Here is a 25,877-nt window from a genome sequence, read left to right as displayed (position 1 = left end):
TACATGTATCAATACGTGCGACTCATGGTTCACTCATGCCTTCCATAGCTAAGTGTCTATATGGTTATTTTGAGCCGCTAATTATTGATAATGATATCTCAAATCCTTTGATAGAAAAGACTCACTGCGCTTAAGGTTTGTAATTCTTACTGCCAGATCACGTTAAAAACGTATTCCGTGTAGAGAAGCACAACACAATTGTTACTTTTCGCTCAAACATTGACTAAAGCTGTTGGACATTCCTTTAAGAAATTCGAAGTAACTTCCAGATTTCACCTCAACCTCACTACCCAGCGGATCAAGAACACCTGAACGAACGTCACTGCCGCGCATCACACTCTCAATAACCGCCGGAGTAAACTGAGGTTCAGAGAACACGCACGCTACATCACCGGTTCCCAACGTTTTACGGATACGAATCAGTGTTTTTGCACCAGGTTTACGGTCCGGTGAAACGGTGAAGTGACCCATTTGATTCAAACCATAACGCTCTTCAAAATACCCATAAGCATCATGGAATACGAAGTAACCTTTATCTTTGACTGGAGCAAGCTGCTGTTTAATCTCAGAATCAGTCGCGTTCAACTTTACTTCAAATTTCTTCAGGTTGTTGGCGTACGTATCGGCATGTACTGGATCAACTTCCGCTAACTTGTGTGCAATTGCATTAGCGACCTGTTGTACTGTTTCAACACCCAACCAAAAATGAGGATCATGTGTACCATGGTCATGACCATCGTGATCATGAGAATGCTCGCTACCAAACTCTCGCAGCGACAAACCTGGAATTTGGCTTAGTGTTAGTGTGTTCCCTCTATCTGTCACCACTTTTTCAAGGAATGGTTCGAGGTCGTGCCCATACCAAATCACCAGATCCGCTGCTGCTACTTTCTGGACATCAGAAGGGCGCAACGCGTAATCATGCGGAGATGCATTGTTTTGTAGCAATACGTCCGGAGCCGTTACGCCTTCAGTAAGCTCGGTCGTGATCATTTGAATTGGTTTGATACTGGTTAACACAGTTACCGCGTGAGCAGGTAACGTTAATATTGCTGAGACAGCAAGAATAATAGCTCTTTTCATAGTTTTACTTGGGGTATGGCGTGGAAAGTGAGATAATGTTACATTATAACATTATTATTTTGCAAATGAGTTTCATTCATGTCTTCACTAGTCCGTCTTGAGCAACTGTGCGTCGAGTTTGACGAACGCAGAGTTCTCGACAATATCACTATGGAATTAGAAAAGGGCAAGATCACCACCCTAATTGGTCCCAACGGAGCGGGAAAATCGACATTAGTTAAAGTCATTCTAGGTCTCCAAAAACCGACCAGCGGTAAGTTAACGAAGCAACGTAAACTGAAAATTGGTTATGTTCCTCAGAAACTGAAACTCAACGATTCACTGCCACTCAATGTCATTCGCTTTTTGAACCTTGCTGGCAAGTATAGCAAGCAGGAATGTCTCGATGCGCTACGCCTTGTTGGAGCTGAGCATCTCATCGCAAGTAACATGCACCGTCTATCTGGCGGAGAGAACCAACGAGTATTGCTCGCACGCGCCCTACTACAACGTCCAGAATTGTTGGTATTAGATGAACCCGCTCAAGGGGTCGATGTTCAAGGTCAGATCGATCTCTATGACTTAATTGAGAGCATCCGCCACCGATTTGACTGCGGTGTGTTCATGGTGTCTCATGACTTGCACTTAGTGATGGCTAAAACTGACGATGTGATTTGCTTGCATCATCATGTGTGCTGCTCTGGCTCACCGGCAACCATCACCCAGCACCCTTCTTACATTGCGCTGTTTGGTAATGCGACTCGAGAATCTCTGGCTTTTTACCATCATGATCATGAGCATCACCACCACGATTTAGCGGGTTCACCAGTCACTGGCGATGCTACATCTTGTTCAAACCATTCTCACGGACATCATCATCATGATTGAGTTTTTATTGCCTTCAATTCTGGCCGGTATTGGTATTGCGCTCATCGCAGGTCCACTTGGCTCATTCGTGGTTTGGCGAAAAATGGCTTACTTTGGCGATACCCTTGCTCACGCCTCGTTAATGGGGTTAGCGCTGGGCTTTTTACTCAATGTGAACCTATATCTTGCGCTACTAGTTTGCTGTTTAGCGTTAGCGGTCCTGCTTGTGACTCTGCAAAAACAACAGCTTGTGGCGACAGATACCTTGCTTGGTATTTTGGCGCACAGTGCACTGTCCATTGGTTTAGTGTCCGTCAGTTTCTTAGACAACGTTCGCGTAGATCTTATGAGCTACCTATTCGGTGACTTGCTTGCGGTCTCGCCACAAGATCTGATGTTCATCTACGCTGGTGTTGTTGCTGTAAGTGCGTGTTTGTACATCTTTTGGCGCCCACTGCTCTCCAGCACAGTCAGCGAAGAGCTTGCCGCCGTGGAGGGCGTGAATACCGATCTAGTGCGTTTGGTATTAATGCTGATGGTGGGTGTGGTCATCGCTGTAGGTATGAAGTTTGTTGGCGCATTGATCATGACTTCTCTACTGATTATCCCTGCAGCCACTGCGCGTAAAGTTTCCTCATCACCAGAGCAAATGGCATTGTTTGCCTCGATTATCGGTTCGATTGCAGTGTTAATGGGGTTAAGCCTATCTTGGCACTTCGATACGCCAGCAGGTCCTTCTGTTGTCATTAGTGCAACATTCCTGTTTATGCTTAGCCAATTGATTAGACGTAAAGCCTAATGCACTGATAGAAAAAGAAAAGCCTGCGAAATCGCAGGCTTTTTTGATGCTTTTGTAATGGTTTGGTTGATTACCAACCTGTCACTTCACGTAGACCTTTGCCAATCTCTGCTAGAGATTTCACAGTCTTAACGCCAGCCGCTTCTAGTGCTGCGAATTTGTCTTCAGCAGTACCTTTGCCACCAGAGATAATCGCACCAGCGTGACCCATACGTTTACCAGGAGGAGCCGTTACACCAGCAATGTAAGAAACCACAGGCTTCGTTACGTTTTCTTTGATGTAAGCAGCAGCTTCTTCTTCCGCAGTACCGCCAATTTCACCAATCATTACGATTGCTTCAGTTTCTGGGTCTTCTTGGAAAAGTTTAAGGATATCGATAAAGTTTGAACCAGGAATTGGGTCACCACCGATACCAACACACGTTGATTGACCGAAGCCTTCATCCGTTGTTTGCTTAACCGCTTCGTACGTTAGAGTACCTGAACGAGAAACGATACCTACTTTACCTTTCTTGTGAATATGACCAGGCATGATACCGATCTTACATTCATCAGGTGTGATAACACCCGGACAGTTTGGACCGATCATGCGAACGCCAGTTTCTTCTAGCTTCACTTTAACATCGATCATATCTGTTGTTGGGATGCCTTCCGTGATGGTCACGATAAGCTCAATACCCGCGTCAATCGCTTCTAGGATTGCATCTTTACAGAATGGCGCTGGTACGTAGATTACTGTTGCTGTTGCGCCAGTCACTTCGACTGCTTCACGTACAGTGTTGAATACAGGAAGACCAAGGTGAGTTTGACCACCTTTACCTGGAGATACACCACCAACCATTTGTGTACCGTAAGCAATTGCCTGCTCTGAGTGGAAAGTACCTTGACCACCCGTGAAGCCCTGACAGATTACTTTAGTGTCTTTGTTAATTAGTACAGACATTATTTAGCCTCCGCAGCAGCAACAACTTTCTGAGCAGCATCTGTTAGCGACTCAGCAGCAATGATATCAACATCAGAATTAGCAAGAACTTCGCGACCTAGGTCAGCGTTAGTACCTTCAAGACGAACAACAACAGGTACCGTTACACCAACTTCTTTCACTGCACCAATGATGCCTTCTGCGATCATGTCACAACGAACGATACCGCCGAAGATGTTGACTAGAACTGCTTTCACGTTGTCATCAGATAGGATGATCTTGAACGCTTCCGCTACACGCTCTTTTGTTGCACCGCCACCTACGTCTAGGAAGTTAGCCGGCTTGCCACCGTGTAGGTTTACGATGTCCATTGTACCCATCGCCAGACCTGCACCATTAACCATACAGCCAACGTTGCCGTCTAGTGCTACGTAGTTCAGTTCCCACTGAGCTGCGTGCGCTTCACGCTCATCTTCTTGTGAAGGATCGTGCATTTCACGAAGCTTAGGCTGACGGTATAACGCGTTTGAGTCGATGTTGATCTTACCGTCAAGACACAGCAGGTTGCCTTCGCCAGTAATAACCAGTGGGTTGATCTCTAGTAGCGCTAGGTCGTACTGAGAGAACATAGTGCCAAGACCCATGAAGATCTTAACGAATTGTTTGATTTGGTCACCTTCAAGACCAAGTTTGAACGCGAGCTCACGACCTTGGTAAGCCTGAGGACCTACTAGTGGATCGATTGCTGCTTTGTGGATTAGCTCCGGTGTTTCTTCCGCAACTTTTTCGATTTCCACACCACCTTCAGTTGAAGCCATGAATACGATCTTACGGCTTGCACGGTCTACAACCGCACCAAGGTAAAGTTCGTTAGCAATGTTAGATGCTTCTTCTACAAGGATTTTAGTAACAGGCTGACCATTTGCGTCTGTTTGGTAAGTAACCAAGTTCTTACCTAGCCATTTTTGTGCGAATTCTTTTACACCATCTTTTGTATCGTGTAGCTCTACGCCGCCCGCTTTACCGCGACCGCCAGCGTGAACCTGACACTTTACAACTTTCTTTTCAGTAGTGATGCGACCCGCTGCTTCAAAAGCTTCTTGTGGCGTATCACATGCGTAGCCTTCCGGTACAGGCAAACCGAATTCTGCAAACAGCTGTTTGGCTTGGTATTCATGCAAATTCATTTTGATATTCCGTTTGTTTATCCCTTAAGGGATTTATTATTTCCATAACACCACTTCATGCGGTGCGTCTGTAGGGTCTTCTCAAATCAACTGCTTATAGATTATATCGGGGGCAGTTCAAGTGAAGGCCAGACGCTGAGCCAGTCTAGCCTTGGATGCTGTAGGCGTCGAGCTATCAGGGACAACTCGACGTTTTAGCGATATTAAACGTCTAATAACAGACGCGCTGGATCTTCTAGTAGCTCTTTAATTGTTACTAGGAAACCCACTGACTCACGACCATCAATCAAACGGTGATCGTAAGATAGTGCTAGGTACATCATTGGCAAGATTTCTACTTTGCCATCAACCGCCATTGGACGCTCTTGGATCTTGTGCATACCCAAGATTGCTGATTGTGGTGGGTTAATGATTGGCGTAGACATCAATGAACCAAATACACCGCCGTTAGTGATAGTGAAGTTACCGCCCATCAACTCATCAACCGTTAGCTTGCCGTCACGACCTTTGATTGCTAGCTCTTTGATGCCTTTTTCGATATCAGCAAAACCTAGCGTGTCACAGTCTTTTAGAACTGGCGTCACTAGACCGCGTGGCGTAGAAACCGCCATACTGATATCAAAGTAGTTGTGGTAAACGATGTCATCACCATCAATAGATGCATTCACTTCTGGGTAACGTTTTAGTGCTTCAGTTACTGCTTTCACGTAGAAAGACATGAAGCCAAGACGAGTGCCGTGACGCTCTTCAAACTGGTCTTTGTACTGCTTACGAAGGTCCATGATTGGCTTCATGTTCACTTCGTTAAACGTAGTTAGCATTGCCGTGTTGTTTTTCGCTTCTAGAAGACGATTTGCCACTGTCTTACGTAGACGCGTCATTGGAACACGTTTTTGGCTGCGAGCTGCTGCAGGCGCTTCAACGGCTGCTGGAGCTTCTGCTTTCGGAGCTGCTTTTGCGTTTGCAAGGTGCGCTTCGATATCTTCGCGAGTAATGCGACCGCCAACACCAGAGCCTTTCACTTGGCTTGCTTCTAGACCGTGTTCAGCAAGAAGACGACGAACCGCAGGGCTTAACGCATCGTTGCTCTCTTCTGTCAGCGTTGCTTTATGACGCTTGTCAGGAGATGCTTCTTTGTCTTCTGTTGAATCTGTCGTTGGTTCGCCTGCTACGGCACCTGGCTTAAGCTTTGCGATCAACTGCTTAGAAAGTACTGTCGCACCTTCTTCTTCGATAATGGCTTCTAAAACGCCCGCTTCCGGAGCAGGTACTTCAAGCACGACTTTATCAGTTTCGATATCAACCAGAACTTCATCACGCTCGACTACGTCGCCTGGTTGTTTGTGCCATGTCGCTACGGTTGCGTCAGCAACTGATTCAGGTAAATCTGGAACCAGAATTTCAATTGTCATATCTGTTTCTTCCTTTAACTTCTAGTTCTTAATTCGAAGTTTTTGAGTTCACGTTCAGAGCGTCTTCAACCAACGCTTTTTGTTGTTTCAAGTGCACCGACATGTAGCCTACTGCTGGCGAAGCAGAAGCTGGGCGACCTGCGTATTTAAGATCTGCGCCTGCTGGAATAGCAGCACGGAAGTTGTGTTGGCTACAGTACCAAGCACCCTGGTTTTGAGGCTCTTCCTGACACCATACAAAGTCTTCAACATTCGTGTATTGCTCAATAGCGGCTTGAACTTCTTCCATCGGGAATGGGTATAGCTGCTCAATACGCACAATAGCAACATCATCTTGTTCGTTATTGCGACGCTGTTCTAGAAGGTCGAAATAAACCTTACCCGAACAGAACACAACACGTTTCACTTTGCTTGGTTCCAGATTATCGATTTCTGGAATCGCTGGCTGGAATGTACCTTCAGAAAGATCTTCCAAAGACGATGTACAAAGTGGATGACGCAGTAGCGACTTAGGTGACATAACAATCAGTGGACGACGCATTGGACGCACCACCTGACGACGGATCATGTGGTAAACCTGTGCTGGTGTAGATGGCACTACAACCTGCATGTTTTGTTCAGCACACAATTGTAGGTAACGTTCTAAACGCGCTGACGAGTGCTCAGGACCTTGACCTTCATAACCGTGTGGCAACAGCATCGTCAGACCACATAGACGAGCCCATTTTTGCTCACCCGACGAAATGAACTGGTCAATCACCACTTGCGCACCGTTTGCGAAATCACCAAATTGTGCTTCCCAAATGGTCAAACCGCTTGGCTCTGCCGTTGCGTAACCGTACTCAAACGCCAGTACCGCTTCTTCCGACAATACAGAGTCAAAGACTTGGAATGGACCTTGTTTGTCATGAATATTCGCTAGCGGGATGTAAGTGCTCGCATCGTTTTGGTTATGCAAAACAGAGTGGCGATGGAAGAAAGTACCACGACCTGAGTCCTGACCAGAGATACGAATACGCTTGCCATCGTCAACTAAGGTAGCGTACGCAAGTGTCTCTGCCATACCCCAATCTAATGGCTTCTCACCACTGATCATTGCAGCACGATCGTTGTAAAGCTTGTTTACACGGCTTTGTAGCTTATGGCTATCCGGGTATTGAATTAGGCGTTGACCAAGCTCTTTCAAGCGAGTTGAATCAAATTTGTTGTCCCACTCAACATCCCAGTCGTGACCTAGATACGGAGACCAGTCAACAGAGTGAAGAGCCATTGGACGCCACTCTTTCACCACAACTTCACCTTTATCAAGCGCGTCGCGGTACTCATTCACAAGCTGAGTTGCAACTTCAATGTCTGATTCATTTTTATCGATCAATACATCAGCGTATAGCTTACGTGGTGTTGGGTGCTTTTTGATTTTCTGGTACATCAACGGTTGAGTCGCATTCGGCTCATCCGCTTCGTTGTGACCATGACGACGGTAACAAACCAAATCAATCACAACATCACGCTTAAACTCGTTGCGGTAATCCAGAGCAATACGAGTGACAAAAGCAACTGCTTCTGGGTCGTCAGCGTTAACGTGGAAAATCGGAGCCTGTACCATCTTCGCAATATCAGTACAGTACATCGTCGAGCGAGTATCACGAGGGTTCGATGTTGTAAAACCAACTTGGTTGTTCACAACGATACGTACCGTACCGCCGACACAGAAGCCACGCGCTAGAGACATGTTAAACGTCTCTGCTACCACGCCCTGACCTGCAATTGCTGAGTCACCGTGAATAGTGATTGGCAGTACGCGGCTACCATCAAAATCACCAAGGCGATCTTGACGCGCACGAACCGAACCGATAACTACTGGGTTTACAATCTCAAGGTGAGATGGGTTAAATGCTAGCGCTAAGTGGACATCGCCACCTGGCGTTGCAAAGTCTGCAGAGAAACCTTGGTGGTACTTAACGTCACCCGTACCCCATGTTTCGTCATGTTTGCCTGCAAACTCGTCAAACAAATCTTGTGGCTTCTTACCTAGAACGTTGACTAGCATGTTCAAACGTCCACGGTGAGCCATACCGATAACCACTTCACGCATGCCGCTCTTACCAGCATGACGAATCAGCTCTTTTGTCATCGGAATTAGTGCATCACCACCTTCTAGAGAGAAACGTTTAGCGCCCGGGAACTTAGCACCCAAGTAACGCTCAAGACCTTCAGCAGCAGTTAGCTCCTCAAGGAATGTACGTTTTTCAGTTTTATCGAAAGATGGCTGACCAACCACAGACTCTAAACGTTGCTGAATCCAACGCTTCTGTTCTGTATCCGTCATGTGCATGTATTCAGCACCAATAGAACCACAGTACGTTTTCTTCAGAGCTGAGTAGATGTCTTTCAACTGCATGGTTTCTTGCCCAATAGCAAAAGAACCTACGTTGAAAGTTTCTTCGAAGTCATCTTCGGTGAGATTGTGGAATGCAGGGTCTAGCTCCGCCACAGGTGGACGTTGCCATAGACCTAGAGGATCAAGCTCAGCAGCTTCATGACCGCGGAAGCGGTATGCGTTGATAAGCTGTAGAACTTTTACTTGCTTAGCGTCGACATCTGGATCACTAACTTGGACACTGTAATGCTTTGTTTCTTGAGCGAGTCGTCGGAAGTAGTCACGGACACGCGAATGCGGCTGTTCTGCCACTTCTTCTGAGTTTTTAGGCAACTCATCAAATACGCGTTTCCACTCCTCACTTACCAGATCGGGATCACTTAGATACAGTTCGTAGAGGTCCTCTACATACGTTGCATTGGCGCCAGCCAAGTGTGAAGACTCGAGCCATGCCTTCATCACGCCGTTGTGCATATTTTCCCTTAACCAGTAGTTTTCACGTTTGCTTCGGTCTGCGCCGAGCTATTAAGAGCCGACCCATTTGGGTCGGCAATTTTTGTTGTTAATTAAATCGAACGATTCACCAGCATCGACTTGATGTGACCGATGGCTTTCGTAGGATTTAGCCCCTTAGGACAAACACTTACACAATTCATGATGCCATGGCAACGAAAAACGCTAAATGCATCATCAAGATCGGACAAACGTTCATCAGTTGCTGTATCTCGGCTATCAATTAGCCAACGGTAAGCCGCTAAGAGACCAGCAGGGCCGATAAATTTATCTGGGTTCCACCAGAATGATGGACAAGAAGTTGTACAACATGCACACATAATACATTCATACAATCCATCTAAATGCGCACGTTCATCTGGCGATTGTAAGTTCTCTCGCGATGGTGGTAGAGCACCGTCATCAATCAAGAAAGGCTTAACTTTCGCATAGTTATCGTAGAACTGTGTCATGTCAACGATAAGATCACGTACTACTGGTAGGCCAGGTAACGGTCGGATGACAATCTTGTCACCTTGAAGCGCAGATAACGGAGTAATGCACGCTAGACCGTTTTTACCATTCATATTCAGACCATCAGATCCACATACCCCTTCACGACATGAACGACGGAATGCAATGCTCGGATCTTGCTCTTTTAGTAAAATCAGCGCGTCCAGAACCATCATGTCTGAGCCTTCTTCCACTTCAAGAACGTAGTCTTTCATGTAAGGTTTTGTGTCTACATCCGGGTTGTAACGGTATAAAGAGAAGTTCAGTTTCATAGTCATATCCTCCCTTTAGTAAGTACGTACTTTCGGAGGGAAAGCTTCACGATGAGTTGGCGTCATATTCACATCACGCTTAGTCATTGCTTCAGTTTCCGGGTTGTAGATTGAGTGGCATAGCCAATTTTCATCATCACGCTCAGGGAAGTCGAAGCGAGCATGTGCGCCACGGCTTTCAGTACGGTAGTTCGCCGCTACTGCTGTAGAGAATGCAGTTTCCATCAAGTTGTCTAGCTCTAAACACTCAATACGTTGCGTGTTGAATTCAGAAGACTTGTCAGCTAGGTGTGCATCTTTTAGGCGCTCACGAATCACTTTCAACTCTTCCAGACCTGTTGCCATTGCATCGCCTTCACGGAATACCGAGAAGCTGTTTTGCATGCAAGATTGTAGATCTTTACGGATTTGAACTGGATCTTCACCACCAGTGCTGTTCTCCCAACGCATAGTACGCGCTAGTGAAGCTTCGATGTCAGACTCTGTTGCTGGACGAGCTTCAGCTTGTGCAGCCAGTGTTTCGCCAAGGTGTAGACCTGTTGCGCGACCGAATACCACCAAATCAAGCAGTGAGTTGCCGCCCAGACGGTTTGCACCGTGTACCGATACAGAAGCAATTTCACCACAAGCGTATAAACCTTGGACTTCGACATCATTACCGTCAGCAGTCTGTTTGATTGCTTGACCTGAAACTTGCGTTGGAACACCCCCCATCATGTAGTGACAAGTTGGGATTACTGGAATTGGCTCTTTAACTGGATCAACGTGCGCGAATGTACGCGAAAGCTCACAGATACCAGGCAGACGAGACTCAAGAACATCTTTACCTAGGTGATCCAATTTCAGCTTGATGTGTGGGCCCCAAGGACCGTCACAACCACGACCTTCACGGATTTCAATCATCATAGAACGAGCTACTACGTCACGACCAGCAAGGTCTTTCGCGTTTGGCGCATAACGCTCCATGAAGCGCTCGCCATCTTTATTTAGAAGGTAACCACCTTCACCACGACAACCTTCTGTAACAAGAACACCTGCACCAGCAATACCCGTTGGGTGGAACTGCCACATTTCCATGTCTTGCATTGGAACGCCTGCGCGAAGTGCCATACCAACACCATCACCAGTATTGATGTGCGCGTTGGTAGTCGACGCGTAGATACGACCTGCACCACCTGTTGCTAGGATGGTTGCTTTCGATTTGAAGTAACAAATCTCACCCGTTTCCATACAGATAGCCGTACAACCCATGATCGCGCCGTCTTGGTTTTTCACCAAATCTAGAGCGTACCATTCAGAGAAAATGGTTGTTTTGTGTTTTACGTTTTGTTGGTAGAGCGTGTGAAGAAGTGCGTGACCAGTACGGTCTGCCGCTGCTGCTGTACGAGCCGCTTGCTCACCACCAAACTCTTTTGACTGACCACCAAATGGACGTTGGTAGATTGTTCCGTTATCAAAGCGAGAGAATGGAAGACCCATTTTTTCTAGTTCGATAACTGACTCAGGACCATTTTTACACATGTACTCAATCGCATTTTGGTCACCGATGTAATCAGAACCTTTTACCGTATCGTACATATGCCATTGCCAATCGTCCTTGTGCGAGTTACCAAGCGCAACTGTAATACCACCCTGCGCGGATACAGTATGAGAACGAGTTGGGAAAACTTTAGATAGCAAAGCACATGATAAGCCTTGCTCCGAAATTTGTAGTGCAGCGCGCATTCCCGCACCACCAGCGCCGATTACTACGGCATCAAACTCACGAACTGGAATAGACACTTACGCACCCCACAGAATAAATAGACCAGAGAAGACATAGCCGAACAGAACGGCAATAACACCAAGTTGAAGTGCACCGCGAAGTTTCGAGCACTTAATGTAATCGGTTAAGACTTGCCATAAACCAATCCACGCGTGAATCAGAATAGAAACAAGTGCCAACATGGTGAAAACTTTGGTGAAAGTACCACCAAAGAATTGGGTCCAAGATGCGTAAGAGATATCTGAGAAAGCACAGAAGCTCACTAGATAAATCGTGTATAGCGTCATAATGATGGCTGAAGCACGAATCAATAAGAAATCGTGAACACCATTACGACCAAATGAAGAAACGTGTTTTACCATACCAAGATCCCCGCCAGTAGTGATAACACTGCAGTTGCACCAAATGCGACTTTAGCGCTCATCGCGCCTGAATCGAGTTCTTCGAAATGACCTAGGTCCATCAATAAGTGACGAACACCACCAGCAATGTGGTAGGCAAGTGCAGTTAGAATGCCCCATAGAATGAATTTCACGAAGAAGCTATCGACAATGTCAGCGGCTTCCATAAAACCCATCGGGGACGACAGAGAAATGGACAGTAACCAAAGTAATATACCCACCGCAACAAACGTAATCACACCAGATACACGGTGTAGGATTGACGCGATTGCTGTGATGGGAAAGCGGATGGTCTGTAAATCTAAATTAACAGGTCTTGACTTTCTTTCTTTCACGGGCTTGCTCACTCAGCTCCATTGAGCATTTATTGTTATAACCAATTTCAGCTTCCAAACGTACAAAAGTTAACATTTGATTAACAAATACTCGCAATAAGCTCGGAGATAATTGTAAACACTTTGTTAACAATCGGAGTCCACAAACAAACCTCACTTTTGTTTCTAGCCCCGAATTTATAAGGATTTAACTAAAATTTTCTGTGCCAATATACGGCTAGCAACATTCTAATACAATTGATGTAACAAATTATGCTACATAGAACAGATTTTTAACGATTTTCATGAGAAAAATCATAACAAGTGCACACAAAAATGGAGAAAAATTGACTTTAAGCTTTAACAACAGTACAAAAATGGCACATAAACATCCTGGACGGATTAAATAATAAACAAAGGAGATTGTTATGGCGGATAAGAAAGCTACCCTTCATGTTGAAGGTCATGCGCCGATCGAACTGCCAATTATGGACGGTACGCTAGGTACACCTGTGATTGATGTTCGTAAACTGGGAGCCAATGGTTACTTTACTTTTGACCCAGGTTTTCTTGCCACTGCATCTTGTGAATCGTCAATCACGTACATCGACGGCGGCAAAGGTATTCTTTTGCACCGCGGTTACCCAATTGACCAATTAGCCAATAACGCAGATTACTTGGAAGTATGTTACATCCTGCTTTATGGCGAAGCCCCTACCCGTGAGCAATACGAGCAATTCAAAACAACGGTTACTCGCCATACAATGGTGCACGAGCAAATCGCAAGCTTCTTCCATGGCTTCCGTCGCGACGCTCACCCAATGGCAGTAATGTGTGGTGTGGTTGGTGCACTAGCGGCCTTCTACCACGATTCACTAGATATCAACAACGACGAACACCGTGAAATTGCGGCGTACCGTCTGCTATCGAAAATGCCAACATTGGCGGCGATGTGTTACAAGTACTCAATCGGTCAGCCATTTATCTACCCTCGTAACGACCTAAGCTACGCAGAAAACTTCTTACACATGATGTACGCAAACCCATGTGAAGAATACGAAGTAAACCCTGTTGTTGCTCGTGCGATGGATAAAATCTTTACGCTTCACGCAGATCACGAACAAAACGCATCAACATCGACCGTTCGTCTATCTGGTTCTTCTGGAGCGAACCCATTCGCATGTATTGCCGCAGGTATTGCTTCTCTATGGGGTCCTGCACACGGTGGTGCAAACGAAGCATGTCTGAAGATGCTTGAAGAGATCGGCAGTGTAGAGAACATTCCTGAGTACGTTGAACGTGCAAAAGACAAAGATGACCCGTTCCGTCTAATGGGCTTTGGTCACCGCGTTTACAAAAACTACGATCCACGCGCTACAGTTATGCGCGAAACATGTCACGAAGTTCTAAAAGAGCTAAACATTAAAGATCCACTACTAGACGTAGCAATGGAGCTTGAGCGTATTGCACTTTCTGACGAATACTTCGTGTCTAAGAAGCTTTACCCGAACGTAGACTTCTACTCAGGTATCATTCTAAAAGCGATCGGCATTCCTGTATCGATGTTTACGGTAATCTTCGCGATTTCTCGTACTATCGGTTGGATCGCTCACTGGAACGAAATGCACAGCGACCCACTAAACCGAATCGGTCGTCCTCGTCAGCTATACACAGGTGAAACTCAGCGTGAGTTCTCTCCACTGCACGAGCGTGAATAACCGTTAGAATCGATAATCGGACAAGAGTTGGGGTTGACGTGAAAGCGTCAACCCTTTCTTTATTTGAAGAGATGAGAACACGCAGCGTTCTATGAAATGCGTCGCATCGAGAGACTATTTCTCTACGCTCTTACAGCTATTACACAAGAAATTCCTGACGTTGCTCCTACCTCACAATCGGAGATGACGTCGTGAAGACTTCAGAGTTTTCGTCTTCTTTATGAGCGAGGCACAAGTGAGTTGGGGATCTGCTCTTTCTCTCTGTTTAGAAAGCAGAGCGTCCCCGTATCACGAAGGATGAAGTCCGTCCCGTCTATACTGGATTATCAATATCGATAAACGTGACATCTAACCCGTGCTCTTGCGCCAACCATTCACCCAACGCCTTAATACCGTAACGTTCTGTAGCATGGTGACCCGCAGAGAAATAATGAATGTCTAACTCACGAGCGGTGTAAGTTGTTCGCTCTGAGATCTCACCCGAAATAAACGCATCTAATCCGTGCTGAGCGGCAAGCTCAATAAAATCTTGACCACCGCCAGTACACCAACCGACGGTCTCAATCATTTTGTCTGCATTTTCAGGTGCGATATGCAAAGGTTCACGGTTTAGGACTTGATTAATTTTGTTCGCAAACTCAGCACCTGTCATCGCTTGTTTTAAACGACCAAACATCGCCACGGACTGAGGGTGACCTTCTAACCCACCTTCAACCGAGATATTCAACAAACGAGCAAGCTCAGCGTTATTGCCGAGTTCTGGGTGAATATCTAACGGTAAGTGGTAGCCGTAAAGGTTGATGTCGTTTTTAATCAAACTACGAATGCGCTTACCTTTCATACCACGAATAGGCTCTGGTTCACCTTTCCAAAAGTACCCATGATGCACAAGCAGAGCATCAGCTTCCAACTCGATGGCTTTATTGATCAAGGCTTGTGAAGCAGTGACACCAGTTACGATACGTTTGATTTCTGATTTACCTTCTACTTGCATTCCATTTGGCGCGTAGTCTTTGATAAGTTGCGGCGACAATTTCTCGTTGAGGATCTTTTCCAACTGTAAATTATTCATTATTACTTCCAATACTTGTGGCTTGAGCAAAGTGTATATCGAACCGCAATCCAGATGCCAGTTGTGACATCCCCAACTCAAACAAATTTAGATACAATAGAAAGGCTTTACCCGTGACAACAAGGATAATGGATGAATTCACTACAACGTTTCCAACAATGGATTGCTAACACCTCTCCACTTTTCAAACTTAAGCCCCCTTTTGTCACTGTCAAAGATATTCAGACGCAGGCTCTGCCAGACAATGAAGAATATGATGGAAACCCTCGCCTTGGTTTTCTGTATCAGTACCTTTGCACCAAGTTGCTAACCTGTTCGCCTCGTTATGAACTGGTTGCTGAAGAGATTCAATTAAATGACGCCACAGGGCGAACCATTGGTGCTGTCGATCTGATCTTAAAAGACGTAGAAAGTAATCAACATGAGCATTGGGAAGTCGCAATTAAATTCTACTTACTTCATCAAGGCGTTTGGTATGGGCCGAATGCTCACGACCAACTGCACAAAAAGCTCGAACGCATGCTCAACCACCAGCTAAAAATGAGCCAAAGGGAAGAGTTTCGTCAGCAACTACCGCTAAACAGTGAACCGAGTGAACATTTACTAATGCAGGGACGTCTGTACGTAAACCCTTTTTCAAAAGAGCCTATCCCTACAACCTGTTTAGGTTATGAATTAGACCTTACACAAATATCTGGTTTCTGGTGTTATCAAAGCCAATGGGAACAAATTAAACAGCCACTTTACGCACTTCCTAAACCGCTCTGGGCAACTGGTAATGAGGAATTCTTGGATCCAATCGACAAACCATCTGATAGGTTTGTTCACGCGCAGACAAAGGACGGCCAGTTTTGGTTTGTTGTACCGGATACGTGGCCCAATTAAAAACGAAAGACATTTTATTTTGTCTTTTTAGGGACAAGTTCTTTCAACGAGCTAATCTCCACATTTCCGGTTATAAGAAAGATTCTCGACCACAACCTTTCGCCGCTTTCGGAAATGACGCTGCCGAGGTCCAGTATATCCAGTTCATCACCTTCAAAAGGGAGAAACGAACGAGTTGGACTCCCTTTCTTTTTGCTCGCCTCTCCAAGCGAGGCTCCTTCGAATCTTGAAGCGAAGTATACCTCTTCACAAACAAAAAAGGGTCGACACAAAGTCGACCCTTTCAAACAATAATCGCTAAAGTTACAAACCAGCGGCTGCAAATACTTGATTAACGATTTCTTGTGCTTCAGCTTCAATTTGTTTTAGGTGCTCTTCACCCTTGAAGCTTTCACAGTAAATTTTGTAGATGTCTTCAGTGCCTGATGGACGAGCTGCGAACCAACCATTAGCGGTCGTGACTTTAAGACCACCAATTGCAGCACCGTTACCAGGAGCGTGCGTTAGACGAGCAGTGATTGCATCACCTGCTAGTGTTTCAGCCGCTACCATTTCAGGTGAAAGCTTCTTCAGTACGTCTTTTTGCGGACCATTCGCTACAGCTTGAATACGGTTGTACTTAGACTCACCATGCTTCGCAGCTAGCTCCTCATAGTAATCTTGCGGGTTCTTACCCGTTACCGCAGTGATCTCTGCCGCTAGAAGACATAACAAGATGCCATCTTTGTCTGTTGACCAAGGCGTACCATCTTTACGAAGGAAAGACGCACCAGCACTTTCTTCACCGCCGAAGCCGAACTTACCAGTGTATAGACCATCAACAAACCATTTGAAACCGACTGGTACTTCGCACAGTTCACGACCTAAATCAGCCACAACACGGTCAATAAGAGCACTTGATACTAGCGTTTTACCAACAGCAACATCTTTGCCCCACACATCGCGATGACGGTATAGGTAGTCAATACAAACCGCTAAGAAGTGGTTCGGGTTCATCAAACCTTTTGGCGTAACGATACCGTGACGGTCGTAGTCAGGGTCATTACCAAAAGCTAAATCATATTCATCTTTCAATGCCAATAGACCAGCCATTGCGTAAGGAGAAGAACAATCCATACGTACAACGCCATCTTTATCGAGAGACATGAATTGGAAAGAAGGATCAATCGCTTCACTTACTAGCGTTAGGTCTAGGTTGTACACCTGACCAATTTGACGCCAGTAATCAATACCGCTACCACCCAATGGATCAACACCAATTTTCAAGTTTGCTTTTTGGATTGCTTCCATATCGATAACATTAACTAGGTCATCGATGTACGGTTTCACCAAGTCCATCTCTACAAACAGATCCGATGCTTTTGCTTCTGCTAGAGGTAAGCGTTTAACACCTTGTAGACCTTCGGCAATTAGCGCATTTGCACGATCTTCGATCGCTTGAGTCAGTTCAGCTTCTGCAGGACCACCGTGAGTCGGATTGTATTTGATACCGCCGTCTTGTGGTGGGTTGTGAGATGGTGTGATCACGATGCCATCTGCCTTATCATCGTGCTTGATGTTGTAAGTCAGGATCGCATGAGAAATACCCGGCGTTGGTGTGTAGCCGTTGTCTTGCTGCACAATCACTTGTACACCGTTTGCAATCAATACTTCAACCACACTTGAAAAAGCAGGCTCAGAAAGCGCGTGAGTGTCTTTACCCACAAACAATGGACCCGTTGTGCCTTGTTCTGCACGAACTTCCGCTACCGCTTGAGCAATCGCTAAGATGTGGTTTTCGTTAAAAGTGTGTTTGTCTGCAGTACCGCGATGACCAGAAGTACCAAATTGAACTTTATGTTCTGCATTAGTTGCATCTGGCTGAAGTAAGAAGTAATTAGCAACGAGTGCTGGGATATTGTGAAGATCTTCCTGCTGCGCTTTTTGCCCAGCACGAGGGTGCATAGCCATGTTTGACATCCTTTCTTTAAATACAAATAAAATCAAAAAAGCCTCATAATATCCGCTACACGCTACACATTATGAGGCTTCTATCAGGTTTCTTAGATTGAACCTGTTACTTTCTCTATTAAGTCAGGCTGGAATTCCATGTGCGTCATCACCTGCTCCACCATTTGTCGTTTACGACTGGTGTTGTTGTTAGTGATTACCCAAAATGGCGTACCAGGAATTGCTTTAGGTTTGGTAGTGTTACCATTTGCTAGTAGAGTCTCTTCGTTATCAGCAAAGTAAACACGTTTGCGTCCCTTCACTTTTGTCGCTTGGGAGAAACTCTCTGGATTTAGTTTGTGTAAGGTTGATAGTACCAACATGAAGCGATCAATCGCTTTCTTAAGACCAGCAAACTCATCAGAGATAAGTAGAGAACGCATCTCTTTTACGGTATCTACTGATTCTGCTTTACCTGCATCTTTACTTACTACAATCCCTTGTGGCTTTTCTACTACAGGTGCAACGACTGCTTCCTGCAACTGACCATCAAGGTTCAAAAGGCGTCGTAAAATATCCGAGGCACTTTCACCGATATGCTTGGTTTGACCTGCAATGTAACGGTATAGATCCTCATCAACCTCAATTGTTTTCATTCGCTTTTCACATTCTCAATGTTTAAACTCTGGGGGATTATAACGAGATCCTCGCGGATACTCCACGTTAAACCCATCACGAATAAGATAAAATGTCAGCATTACTCAACTATAAGCAGGAAGGGCAAGGCCAAACGGTTGTTTTGATTCATGGATTATTTGGCAGTTTCAGTAATCTAGGTTTACTGGCTCGCGATCTCGTTCAAGATCACTCAGTGATCAGCATTGATCTCCGAAATCATGGTCTTTCTTTCCATTCAGATACACACAATTACGAAGTGATGGCACAAGATGTTGCTGATTTACTTCACCATTTAAACATCGAGCCAGCGTTAGTTATTGGTCACTCAATGGGTGGCAAAGTAGCGATGAAACTCGCAGATGTCGCACCTGAATTCGTCAAACAGCTGATTGTATTAGACATGGCTCCTGTGGCTTATCAAACCAACCGTCATGACAATGTATTTAATGGCTTGCGAGCAGTAATCGAGGAACAACCAGCCAATCGACAACAAACTATGGATATTCTCGCTCAACACATCGAGATGGATGGAGTCAGACAATTCTTGTCAAAGTCCCTATATAAAAACGGGAACAAAATGGATTGGCGTTTTAACGTCACGGGCTTACTGAACAACTACGACAACATCATCGGTTGGAACGACATCGCACCCACCGACATTCCAACTCTATTTGTTAAAGGCGGCGATTCCGACTACTTGATGCCAGAGCACCAGCCTGCAGTTAAGCGTCAGTTTAACAATGCAAAAGCGCACATTATTGCTAACACAGGACACTGGTTACATGCAGAAAAACCAGCAGAAGTTATGCGGGTGATCAGGAAATATATTTCCAGTTAACAAATTCGGAAAACAACGCCAGATTATTGAAATAACCCTTCTTGTTGTGCATTAACTTTACGGTTTAACAGTGGTATAGTGCGCCCAAGAATTTTTGGCATGAAGGACGACAATGCTATACGACTATATGGACATGCTCGAGTCGATCGGGCTCGATCTTCTTTTTGCTGCTATCTTCTTTTTCATCGGGATGGCAATAAAAGATGTACTAAAACAAGGTAACGTACCTGTTTTCGGTCGTCGTATTGTGTGGTTGGTTCTTTTCCTTGGCTGCGCTGGCTTCATTGCGAAAGGTCTGATTCAGCTCAGTTGGGAAGGCACAGGGCTCGGTTAAGCTCTCTATCCCATAGCCAGTAACAAACAATGTAAAGGTATAGACTCTATGGCAAGTGTAGGTATCTTCTTCGGTAGCGACACAGGTAATACTGAAGCCGTTGCAAAGATGATTCAAAAGCAACTAGGTAAACAACTAGTTCACGTTCAAGACATCGCAAAAAGCAGCAAAGAAGACATTGATAACTTTGATCTTCTGCTTCTAGGTATTCCGACTTGGTACTACGGCGAAGCACAATGTGACTGGGATGACTTCTTCCCTGAACTTGAGCAAATCGACTTCTCGACAAAGCTAGTTGCTATCTTCGGTTGTGGTGACCAAGAAGATTACGCAGAGTACTTCTGTGATGCAATGGGTACAGTACGTGATATCGTTGAAGCGAAAGGTGGTACTATTCTGGGTCACACTTCAACTGAAGGTTACGAGTTCGAAGCATCTAAAGCACTTGTAGAAGGTGATGATAGCCAGTTTGTAGGTCTATGTATCGATGAAGACCGTCAACCAGAACTTACTGATGAACGTGTTGAAAACTGGGTTAAGCAAATCTACGAAGAGATGTGCCTAGCTGAGCTTGAAGGCTAATTAAAAGCATTCATTAAAAAGACCTCCACTCTGGAGGTCTTTTTGTATGTGGTAATCAAGATACCTCAGTAGCAATTTCTTCTTCGCGAAATTGTGGTTTCTTGCGTACATACAATTTGCGCTGAACTTCAGAGACCACATTGCCTTCCTTATCTTTGACGTGGGTAATAAACTCAGGGAAACATTTTTCTCCATTGCGCGTCATCTGATAGATGTCGTCCAGCATTCCTTCCGTCACCTCAAATTCAGCAAACAAATCACTTTGTCCTGGCTTGATAAAGTTGATGCTCGCCTCTTTGTCCCATACATAATATTCTTCACGTAGAATACCCATGAGCATCAGCGAGTAGATAGGATCCGTCAGGGAAAAAATGCTCCCTCCATATTGAGTGCGATTGGCGTTTTTATTCCACCATCTCAACTTCAAACGTACTTTAACCGTTCGAAAGTCTTCAGAAATATGTAAGATTTTAATACCCGCCCCCCAAAATGGCGGCCAAATATTGAGCGCAAATTTCACAATTCCCGGTTTATATATCTTAGCAAGTCGCTTATTCATAACTTTCCATGTCTTTGCGATTCTGATGTTATCAATTTGTAACTGGTCTGATCTGTAATATAATCGACCTGTTTCTAATTTACAAAAAGAATCTATTAACCCTTTGAAGTTCGTGGTTTAATGTTTCGAACGCTTCGCCTATAATGGTAGGAATATTGAATTCTGTTAAATCGCTGCAGATGATCCAACGGGAAAGTATATGTCAGACAATAATCAGGCGCTGAAGGATGCGGGCTTAAAAGTAACCCTTCCGAGGCTAAAAATTCTAGAAGTACTTCAGCAGCCAGACTGCCAGCACATCAGTGCTGAAGATTTGTACAAAAAGCTGATTGATCTCGGTGAAGAGATTGGTCTTGCAACCGTTTATCGTGTACTCAACCAATTCGATGATGCTGGTATTGTAACTCGTCACCACTTTGAGGGCGGCAAATCAGTTTTTGAATTATCAACGCAACACCACCACGACCACCTTGTTTGTCTGGATTGTGGTGAGGTTATTGAATTTTCTGACGATGTTATTGAGCAACGTCAAAAAGAAATCGCCGCTAAGTACAACGTGACGTTGACTAACCACAGCTTATACCTATACGGCAAATGCAGCGACGGTTCTTGCAAAGATAATCCAGACGCACACAAACCAGTAAAATAAGAAGTATTTCTTTTTATTGATAAACATAGTAAAACGTCAGCTAAGGCTGACGTTTTTTTATGGAGAAGAGCAATGAAGAGAAGGAATCCTCAAGGCTTTACCCTACTAGAACTTATCATTGCGATCGTCATTCTCGGCATCCTAGCTGTTGTTGCAGCTCCCCGTTTTTTAAACCTCCAAGACGATGCGTATCAAGCAAAAATGGAATCCATCGCTGACCAATTCGAAACAGGCGTGCGATTTACCCAAAGCCAATGGTTAGTCAATGGTGGAACACAGGAAGCTCAAACAGATATCGATGGATATGGTGGTGGCGAACTGGATGTAAATGAGTTTGGCTTTCCGCTTGGCACTAACAAGGGCAACAGAAATGGCGTGATTGGCAACCCGTATAACATAGGACAAGGGAATGCTGGTTGTATTGCCGTGTGGCAAGCTTTACTCGGCAACGAATATTCTCTATCAAATAATCGTAACGCGAACGATAGGTTTGATTTTATTACCCGACGAGTCCAAGACAAAGAATCCCACCAATCTGTTTGTTATTATACCTTTACTAAAAAAGGTTACGATCGCAATCCTGATAACTCTAGCTTCGTCATATGGTATGACTCAAAAACAGGCAGCGTCACGACATCAAAACCAACTAGATTGGAATAACAAACAAAAATGCCAGCAATGATGCTGGCATTTTTATTAGCGAAGGATTGAGATTATTGGTTCTCGATTTTCGCCCAAGTATCACGTAGACCAACCGTACGGTTGAATACTAGGTTCTCTGCTGAAGAGTCTTTTGAATCTGCACAGAAGTAACCCATACGCTCAAACTGATAACCTGTTTCCGCTTCTGCGTTTACTAGGCTTGGCTCAACAAAACCGTTTAGAACCACTAGTGATTCTGGGTTGATTGTCGCAGCAAAGTCATCCGCAGCCGCTGGGTTTGGTACTGTGAACAAACGATCGTACATGCGGATTTCTGCAGGCAATGCTTTGTCTGCTGATACCCAGTGAATTACGCCTTTCACTTTACGACCATCTGCAGGGTTCTTACCTAGCGTTTCAGCATCGTAAGTACAGAAGATTGTCGTGATGTTACCTTCTGCGTCTTTTTCGATGCGCTCAGCTTTGATCACGTATGCGCCACGTAGACGTACTTCTTTACCTAGAACCAGGCGCTTGTACTTCTTGTTCGCTTCTTCGCGGAAGTCTTCACGCTCGATCCAAACTTCACGAGTGAATGGCACTTCACGCTCACCCATCTCAGGTTTGTTTGGATGGTTAGCAACAGTCAGCGTCTCTACCGCGCCAGCTTCGAAGTTCTCGATAACGATCTTAACTGGATCTAGAACAGCCATCGCACGTGGTGCGTTTTCGTTTAGATCGTCACGAATACAAGATTCTAGTGAACCGAACTCAATCATGTTCTCTTGCTTCGTTACGCCAATACGCTTACAGAATTCACGAATAGATGCTGATGTGAAGCCACGACGACGCAAACCAGACACTGTAGGCATACGTGGGTCGTCCCAACCATCAACCAATTTCTCAGTCACTAGTTGGTTTAGCTTACGCTTAGACATCACTGTGTATTCAAGATTTAGGCGGCTGAATTCGTACTGGTGTGGACGACAATCAATCGTGATGTTGTCTAGAACCCAGTCGTACAGACGACGGTTGTCCATGAATTCTAGAGTACAGATAGAGTGCGTAATGCCCTCTAGCGCATCAGAGATACAGTGCGTGAAGTCGTACATTGGGTAAATGCACCACTTATCACCAGTCTGGTGGTGAGTCGCGAAACGTACACGGTAAATAACTGGGTCACGCATTACCATGAATGAAGAACCCATATCGATCTTCGCACGTAAACACGCTTTACCTTCTTCGAACTCACCTGCGCGCATTTTTTCAAATAGCGCTAGGTTTTCTTCGATTGGACGATCACGGTATGGGCTTGGTTTACCCGGAGCCGTTAGCGTACCGCGGTATTCACGAATCTGCTCAGGACTTAGCTCATCAACGTACGCTAAGCCTTTATTAATCAATTCAATTGCATATTCGTAAAGCTTGTCGAAGTAGTTTGATGAGTAACATACTTCACCATCCCACTCGAAGCCCAACCAGTTTACATCTTTCTTGATAGACTCAACGTATTCGATGTCTTCTTTTTCAGGGTTTGTATCGTCGAAACGTAAGTTACATTGACCCTGGTAGTCCTGAGCAATACCGAAGTTCAAACAGATAGACTTAGCATGACCGATATGCAGGTAGCCATTTGGCTCCGGCGGGAATCGAGTATGCACGCTAGTGTGTTTACCATCCGCTAGATCTTTATCAATGATCTGGCGAATAAAGTTTGATGGACGAGCATCAGCTTCACTCATCTATAGCACCTCAAAAATATTAGTATTGTCAGAGAAAACAGTACTCCGTAGCCTTACTCGGTTTACAGAGTGCATTGTTCCTAATGATCCACAATTCTTAGCGATTAGACAACAAGAACCGTCGTTAAAACGGGAATATTTCTGTTCTTCGCTTGAAAGCGCAGCATATTAAATCCGTATAAACAAAAAAAGACCTCCCGAAGGAGGTCTTTATAGAGAGTCATTAAGATGTAATTAAGGAAGTTTTACATCTGATAGGTCTTCACCTGCACCGATTGCTTTCATTTCACCAGCAACGATTTCTGCAAGAGGACCAAGGATAACTTGAAGGTTGTTTTCGCCTAGCTTAACAACACCTTTCGCGCCTAATTTCTTAAGTACTGCTTCGTCTGCAACAGAGCGATCCTTAAGTGTTAGACGTAGACGAGTGATACACGCGTCGATTGAAGTTAGGTTGTCGTGACCACCTAGCGCTTTTAGGTATTGACGAGCTAGGTCACCTTTTGCTGCATCACCAGCAGGAGCTGCAGATGTTTCATCTTCGTCATCTTCACGACCTGGCGATTTCAGGTTGAAAGCGCGGATTGCGAAGCTGAATGTGAAGAAGTATAGAGCACCGAAAGCCAAACCTAGAGCAAGTAGTACTAGAGGCTTAGTTGCTAGACCGTAGTTCAGTACGAAGTCGATTAGACCTGCAGAGAAACCAAAGCCGTGTAGCGTGCCAAGCATGTTTGCAAGTACTAGAGATAGACCTGTAAATACCGCGTGGATAGCGTATAGAGCAGGAGCTAGGAACACGAACATGAACTCTAGAGGTTCAGTGATACCTGTTAGGAATGAACAGAATGCTACTGAGAATAGTGCACCACCAACTTGGCTACGCTTCTCAACCGGAGCTGCTAGGTACATAGCAAGTGCTGCACCAGGTAGACCGAACATCATTACAGGGAAGAAACCGTTCATGAATACACCAGCGCTCTTATCGCCGCCGAAGAAGCGGTGTAGGTCACCAGATTTCAGAGTTTCAGTTACTTCTTTAACTGTTGCTGTGATTTCTGGAGTTACAGAGTTAGCGAATTCGAATGTGTGAGTTTGACCAGCAACAAGAGTCTTAGCTAGAGCTGGGTCAACACAAAGCTGTTGTAGAGCAGGAAGCGCTTGACCCGCCGCTGTTGCGCCAGATACTAGAACTTCTTGACACGTACCCATACCGAACCAGAAGTACGAGTTTAGTACGTGGTGTAGACCTACAGGGATTAGTGCACGGTTAAGCGTACCGTATACGAATTGACCGATAGCACCAGAAGTAGAAACTGCGTGCGCTAACGCGTCAAGACCGCCTTGGATTGTTGGCCATACAACACCAGCAATTGCACCAGCAACTAGCGAGAATAGACCCGCCATGATTGGTACTAGACGTTTGCCAGAGAAGAATGCCAACCACTCAGGTAGACGAGTAGCGTGGAAAGCGTTGTAAGAGTGACCAGCGATGATACCTGCAATGATACCGCCGAAGAATGACATGTTAACGCTTGCATCGATCGTTGCTGCTGTCGCAGTAAGAACGAAGTAAGCAACTGCACCAGCTAGACCTGCAGCACCTTGACCGTCTTTAGAAAGACCAATCGCGATACCTAGACCGAATAGTAGTGGAAGTTGACTAAAGATTGCATTACCAGCAGATGCCATAAACGCAATATCTAAAAGGTCAGGCTGACCCAAACGTAGTAAAAGCGCTGCAACTGGAAGCGTTGCGATAGGAAGCATAAGAGCTTTACCTAACTTCTGCGCGTATCCAAGAATATTCACCTTAAGTTCCCCCTATAGGATTTTATGTTTTGTTGAATGACTTATTTCAGTCGT

The 25,877-nt window shown here is 45.1% G+C and carries 24 protein-coding genes; 9 read left to right on the top strand and 15 right to left on the bottom strand.

The features are described 5' to 3' along the window. Positions 1–201: 201 nt before the first annotated feature. Positions 202–1,083: a zinc ABC transporter substrate-binding protein ZnuA gene (gene znuA, locus NL647_RS10545; RefSeq protein WP_017188397.1), complete on the bottom strand. Its 882-nt coding sequence runs from the start codon at positions 1,081–1,083 to the stop codon at positions 202–204. Positions 1,084–1,161: 78 nt separating this feature from the next. Between znuA and znuC the strand changes: the two genes are divergently transcribed. Together znuC and znuB are read left to right on the top strand one after the other, a co-directional pair. Continuing rightward, positions 1,162–1,950 (top strand): zinc ABC transporter ATP-binding protein ZnuC, encoded by a 789-nt coding sequence (gene znuC / locus NL647_RS10540; protein WP_009698581.1) that lies wholly within the window; start codon positions 1,162–1,164, stop codon positions 1,948–1,950. Beyond that, positions 1,943–2,728: a zinc ABC transporter permease subunit ZnuB gene (znuB, locus tag NL647_RS10535; protein WP_009698582.1), complete on the top strand. Its 786-nt coding sequence runs from the start codon at positions 1,943–1,945 to the stop codon at positions 2,726–2,728. Before znuC ends, znuB begins: the two co-directional genes overlap by 8 nt. Before the next feature lie 70 nt (positions 2,729–2,798). Here znuB and sucD read toward each other — a convergent pair whose 3' ends face one another. The 8 genes from sucD to sdhC all read right to left on the bottom strand — a co-directional run bounded on the left by sucD (position 2,799) and on the right by sdhC (position 12,419). Beyond that, on the bottom strand, positions 2,799–3,671 hold the full coding sequence (gene sucD, locus NL647_RS10530; protein ID WP_005436989.1) for a succinate--CoA ligase subunit alpha: 873 nt from the start codon (positions 3,669–3,671) through the stop codon (positions 2,799–2,801). After that, on the bottom strand, positions 3,671–4,837 hold the full coding sequence (gene sucC / locus NL647_RS10525; RefSeq protein WP_005446426.1) for an ADP-forming succinate--CoA ligase subunit beta: 1,167 nt from the start codon (positions 4,835–4,837) through the stop codon (positions 3,671–3,673). The genes sucD and sucC overlap by 1 nt, the downstream gene beginning before the upstream one ends. Before the next feature lie 203 nt (positions 4,838–5,040). Continuing rightward, positions 5,041–6,249, bottom strand: coding sequence for a 2-oxoglutarate dehydrogenase complex dihydrolipoyllysine-residue succinyltransferase (odhB, locus tag NL647_RS10520; RefSeq protein ID WP_005426699.1), 1,209 nt, complete (start codon positions 6,247–6,249; stop codon positions 5,041–5,043). 28 nt (positions 6,250–6,277) lie between these two features. Next, positions 6,278–9,103 carry a 2-oxoglutarate dehydrogenase E1 component gene (gene sucA / locus NL647_RS10515; protein ID WP_009698583.1) on the bottom strand — a complete coding sequence of 942 codons (2,826 nt, stop codon included), beginning with the start codon at positions 9,101–9,103 and terminating at the stop codon, positions 6,278–6,280. Between the two features lie 92 nt (positions 9,104–9,195). Next, complete coding sequence (locus NL647_RS10510; RefSeq protein WP_005446424.1) at positions 9,196–9,906, bottom strand: succinate dehydrogenase iron-sulfur subunit; 711 nt, start codon at positions 9,904–9,906, stop codon at positions 9,196–9,198. Between the two features lie 15 nt (positions 9,907–9,921). Next, the gene (gene sdhA, locus NL647_RS10505) at positions 9,922–11,688 is read right to left on the bottom strand and encodes a succinate dehydrogenase flavoprotein subunit (protein ID WP_009698584.1); all 1,767 of its coding nucleotides are present in this window, start codon (positions 11,686–11,688) and stop codon (positions 9,922–9,924) included. Further along, a complete protein-coding gene (gene sdhD, locus NL647_RS10500) occupies positions 11,689–12,033 on the bottom strand; it encodes a succinate dehydrogenase, hydrophobic membrane anchor protein (RefSeq protein WP_005446422.1) in 345 nt (114 codons plus the stop codon). Further along, entirely contained in the window at positions 12,027–12,419 is a 393-nt protein-coding gene (sdhC, locus tag NL647_RS10495) for a succinate dehydrogenase cytochrome b556 subunit (RefSeq protein ID WP_005446421.1), read from the bottom strand. Before sdhC ends, sdhD begins: the two co-directional genes overlap by 7 nt. 395 nt (positions 12,420–12,814) lie before the next feature. On the opposite strand from sdhC, the gene NL647_RS10490 reads away from it, so the two are divergent. Further along, entirely contained in the window at positions 12,815–14,104 is a 1,290-nt protein-coding gene (locus NL647_RS10490; protein ID WP_005446419.1) for a citrate synthase, read from the top strand. Positions 14,105–14,417: 313 nt separating this feature from the next. Here the strand turns inward: NL647_RS10490 and NL647_RS10485 are convergent, their stop codons facing one another. Beyond that, entirely contained in the window at positions 14,418–15,176 is a 759-nt protein-coding gene (locus NL647_RS10485; protein ID WP_005446417.1) for a Nif3-like dinuclear metal center hexameric protein, read from the bottom strand. Between the two features lie 132 nt (positions 15,177–15,308). On the opposite strand from NL647_RS10485, the gene NL647_RS10480 reads away from it, so the two are divergent. Further along, positions 15,309–16,061, top strand: coding sequence for a DUF1853 family protein (locus NL647_RS10480; RefSeq protein ID WP_045490531.1), 753 nt, complete (start codon positions 15,309–15,311; stop codon positions 16,059–16,061). A gap of 303 nt (positions 16,062–16,364) precedes the next feature. Here NL647_RS10480 and pgm read toward each other — a convergent pair whose 3' ends face one another. Then, positions 16,365–18,011 carry a phosphoglucomutase (alpha-D-glucose-1,6-bisphosphate-dependent) gene (gene pgm, locus NL647_RS10475; RefSeq protein WP_017818951.1) on the bottom strand — a complete coding sequence of 549 codons (1,647 nt, stop codon included), beginning with the start codon at positions 18,009–18,011 and terminating at the stop codon, positions 16,365–16,367. A 92-nt stretch (positions 18,012–18,103) separates the two neighbouring features. Next, complete coding sequence (seqA, locus tag NL647_RS10470; RefSeq protein ID WP_005446408.1) at positions 18,104–18,646, bottom strand: replication initiation negative regulator SeqA; 543 nt, start codon at positions 18,644–18,646, stop codon at positions 18,104–18,106. Between the two features lie 92 nt (positions 18,647–18,738). Between seqA and NL647_RS10465 the strand changes: the two genes are divergently transcribed. From NL647_RS10465 to fldA, 3 genes are all read left to right on the top strand, one after another. After that, positions 18,739–19,506: an alpha/beta fold hydrolase gene (locus tag NL647_RS10465; protein ID WP_009698588.1), complete on the top strand. Its 768-nt coding sequence runs from the start codon at positions 18,739–18,741 to the stop codon at positions 19,504–19,506. Positions 19,507–19,618: 112 nt separating this feature from the next. Next, positions 19,619–19,840: a DUF2788 domain-containing protein gene (locus NL647_RS10460; protein ID WP_005446406.1), complete on the top strand. Its 222-nt coding sequence runs from the start codon at positions 19,619–19,621 to the stop codon at positions 19,838–19,840. Between the two features lie 48 nt (positions 19,841–19,888). Next, complete coding sequence (gene fldA / locus NL647_RS10455; protein ID WP_005446405.1) at positions 19,889–20,422, top strand: flavodoxin FldA; 534 nt, start codon at positions 19,889–19,891, stop codon at positions 20,420–20,422. Positions 20,423–20,477: 55 nt separating this feature from the next. Here the strand turns inward: fldA and NL647_RS10450 are convergent, their stop codons facing one another. Continuing rightward, positions 20,478–20,981: a DUF4442 domain-containing protein gene (locus NL647_RS10450; protein ID WP_005446404.1), complete on the bottom strand. Its 504-nt coding sequence runs from the start codon at positions 20,979–20,981 to the stop codon at positions 20,478–20,480. Between the two features lie 199 nt (positions 20,982–21,180). Here NL647_RS10450 and fcrX point away from each other — a divergent pair, with 199 nt between their 5' ends. Together fcrX and NL647_RS10440 are read left to right on the top strand one after the other, a co-directional pair. Then, positions 21,181–21,630, top strand: coding sequence for a ferric iron uptake transcriptional regulator FcrX (fcrX, locus tag NL647_RS10445; protein WP_005446402.1), 450 nt, complete (start codon positions 21,181–21,183; stop codon positions 21,628–21,630). Positions 21,631–21,702: 72 nt separating this feature from the next. After that, positions 21,703–22,290 (top strand): Tfp pilus assembly protein FimT/FimU, encoded by a 588-nt coding sequence (locus NL647_RS10440; RefSeq protein ID WP_005446400.1) that lies wholly within the window; start codon positions 21,703–21,705, stop codon positions 22,288–22,290. 53 nt (positions 22,291–22,343) lie between these two features. Here the strand turns inward: NL647_RS10440 and glnS are convergent, their stop codons facing one another. Beyond that, complete coding sequence (gene glnS, locus NL647_RS10435) at positions 22,344–24,014, bottom strand: glutamine--tRNA ligase (RefSeq protein ID WP_005446398.1); 1,671 nt, start codon at positions 24,012–24,014, stop codon at positions 22,344–22,346. A gap of 234 nt (positions 24,015–24,248) precedes the next feature. After that, on the bottom strand, positions 24,249–25,823 hold the full coding sequence (gene nagE / locus NL647_RS10430; RefSeq protein WP_005446396.1) for an N-acetylglucosamine-specific PTS transporter subunit IIBC: 1,575 nt from the start codon (positions 25,821–25,823) through the stop codon (positions 24,249–24,251). Between the last annotated feature and the right edge of the window lie 54 nt (positions 25,824–25,877).

It is taken from the genome of Vibrio sp. Y29_XK_CS5 (assembly GCF_024181835.1).
Classification (GTDB): Bacteria; Pseudomonadota; Gammaproteobacteria; order Enterobacterales; family Vibrionaceae; genus Vibrio; species Vibrio harveyi.
The sequence above is the reverse complement of the archived record's forward strand: the minus strand, read 5'-3'. Positions and strand labels throughout refer to the sequence as shown.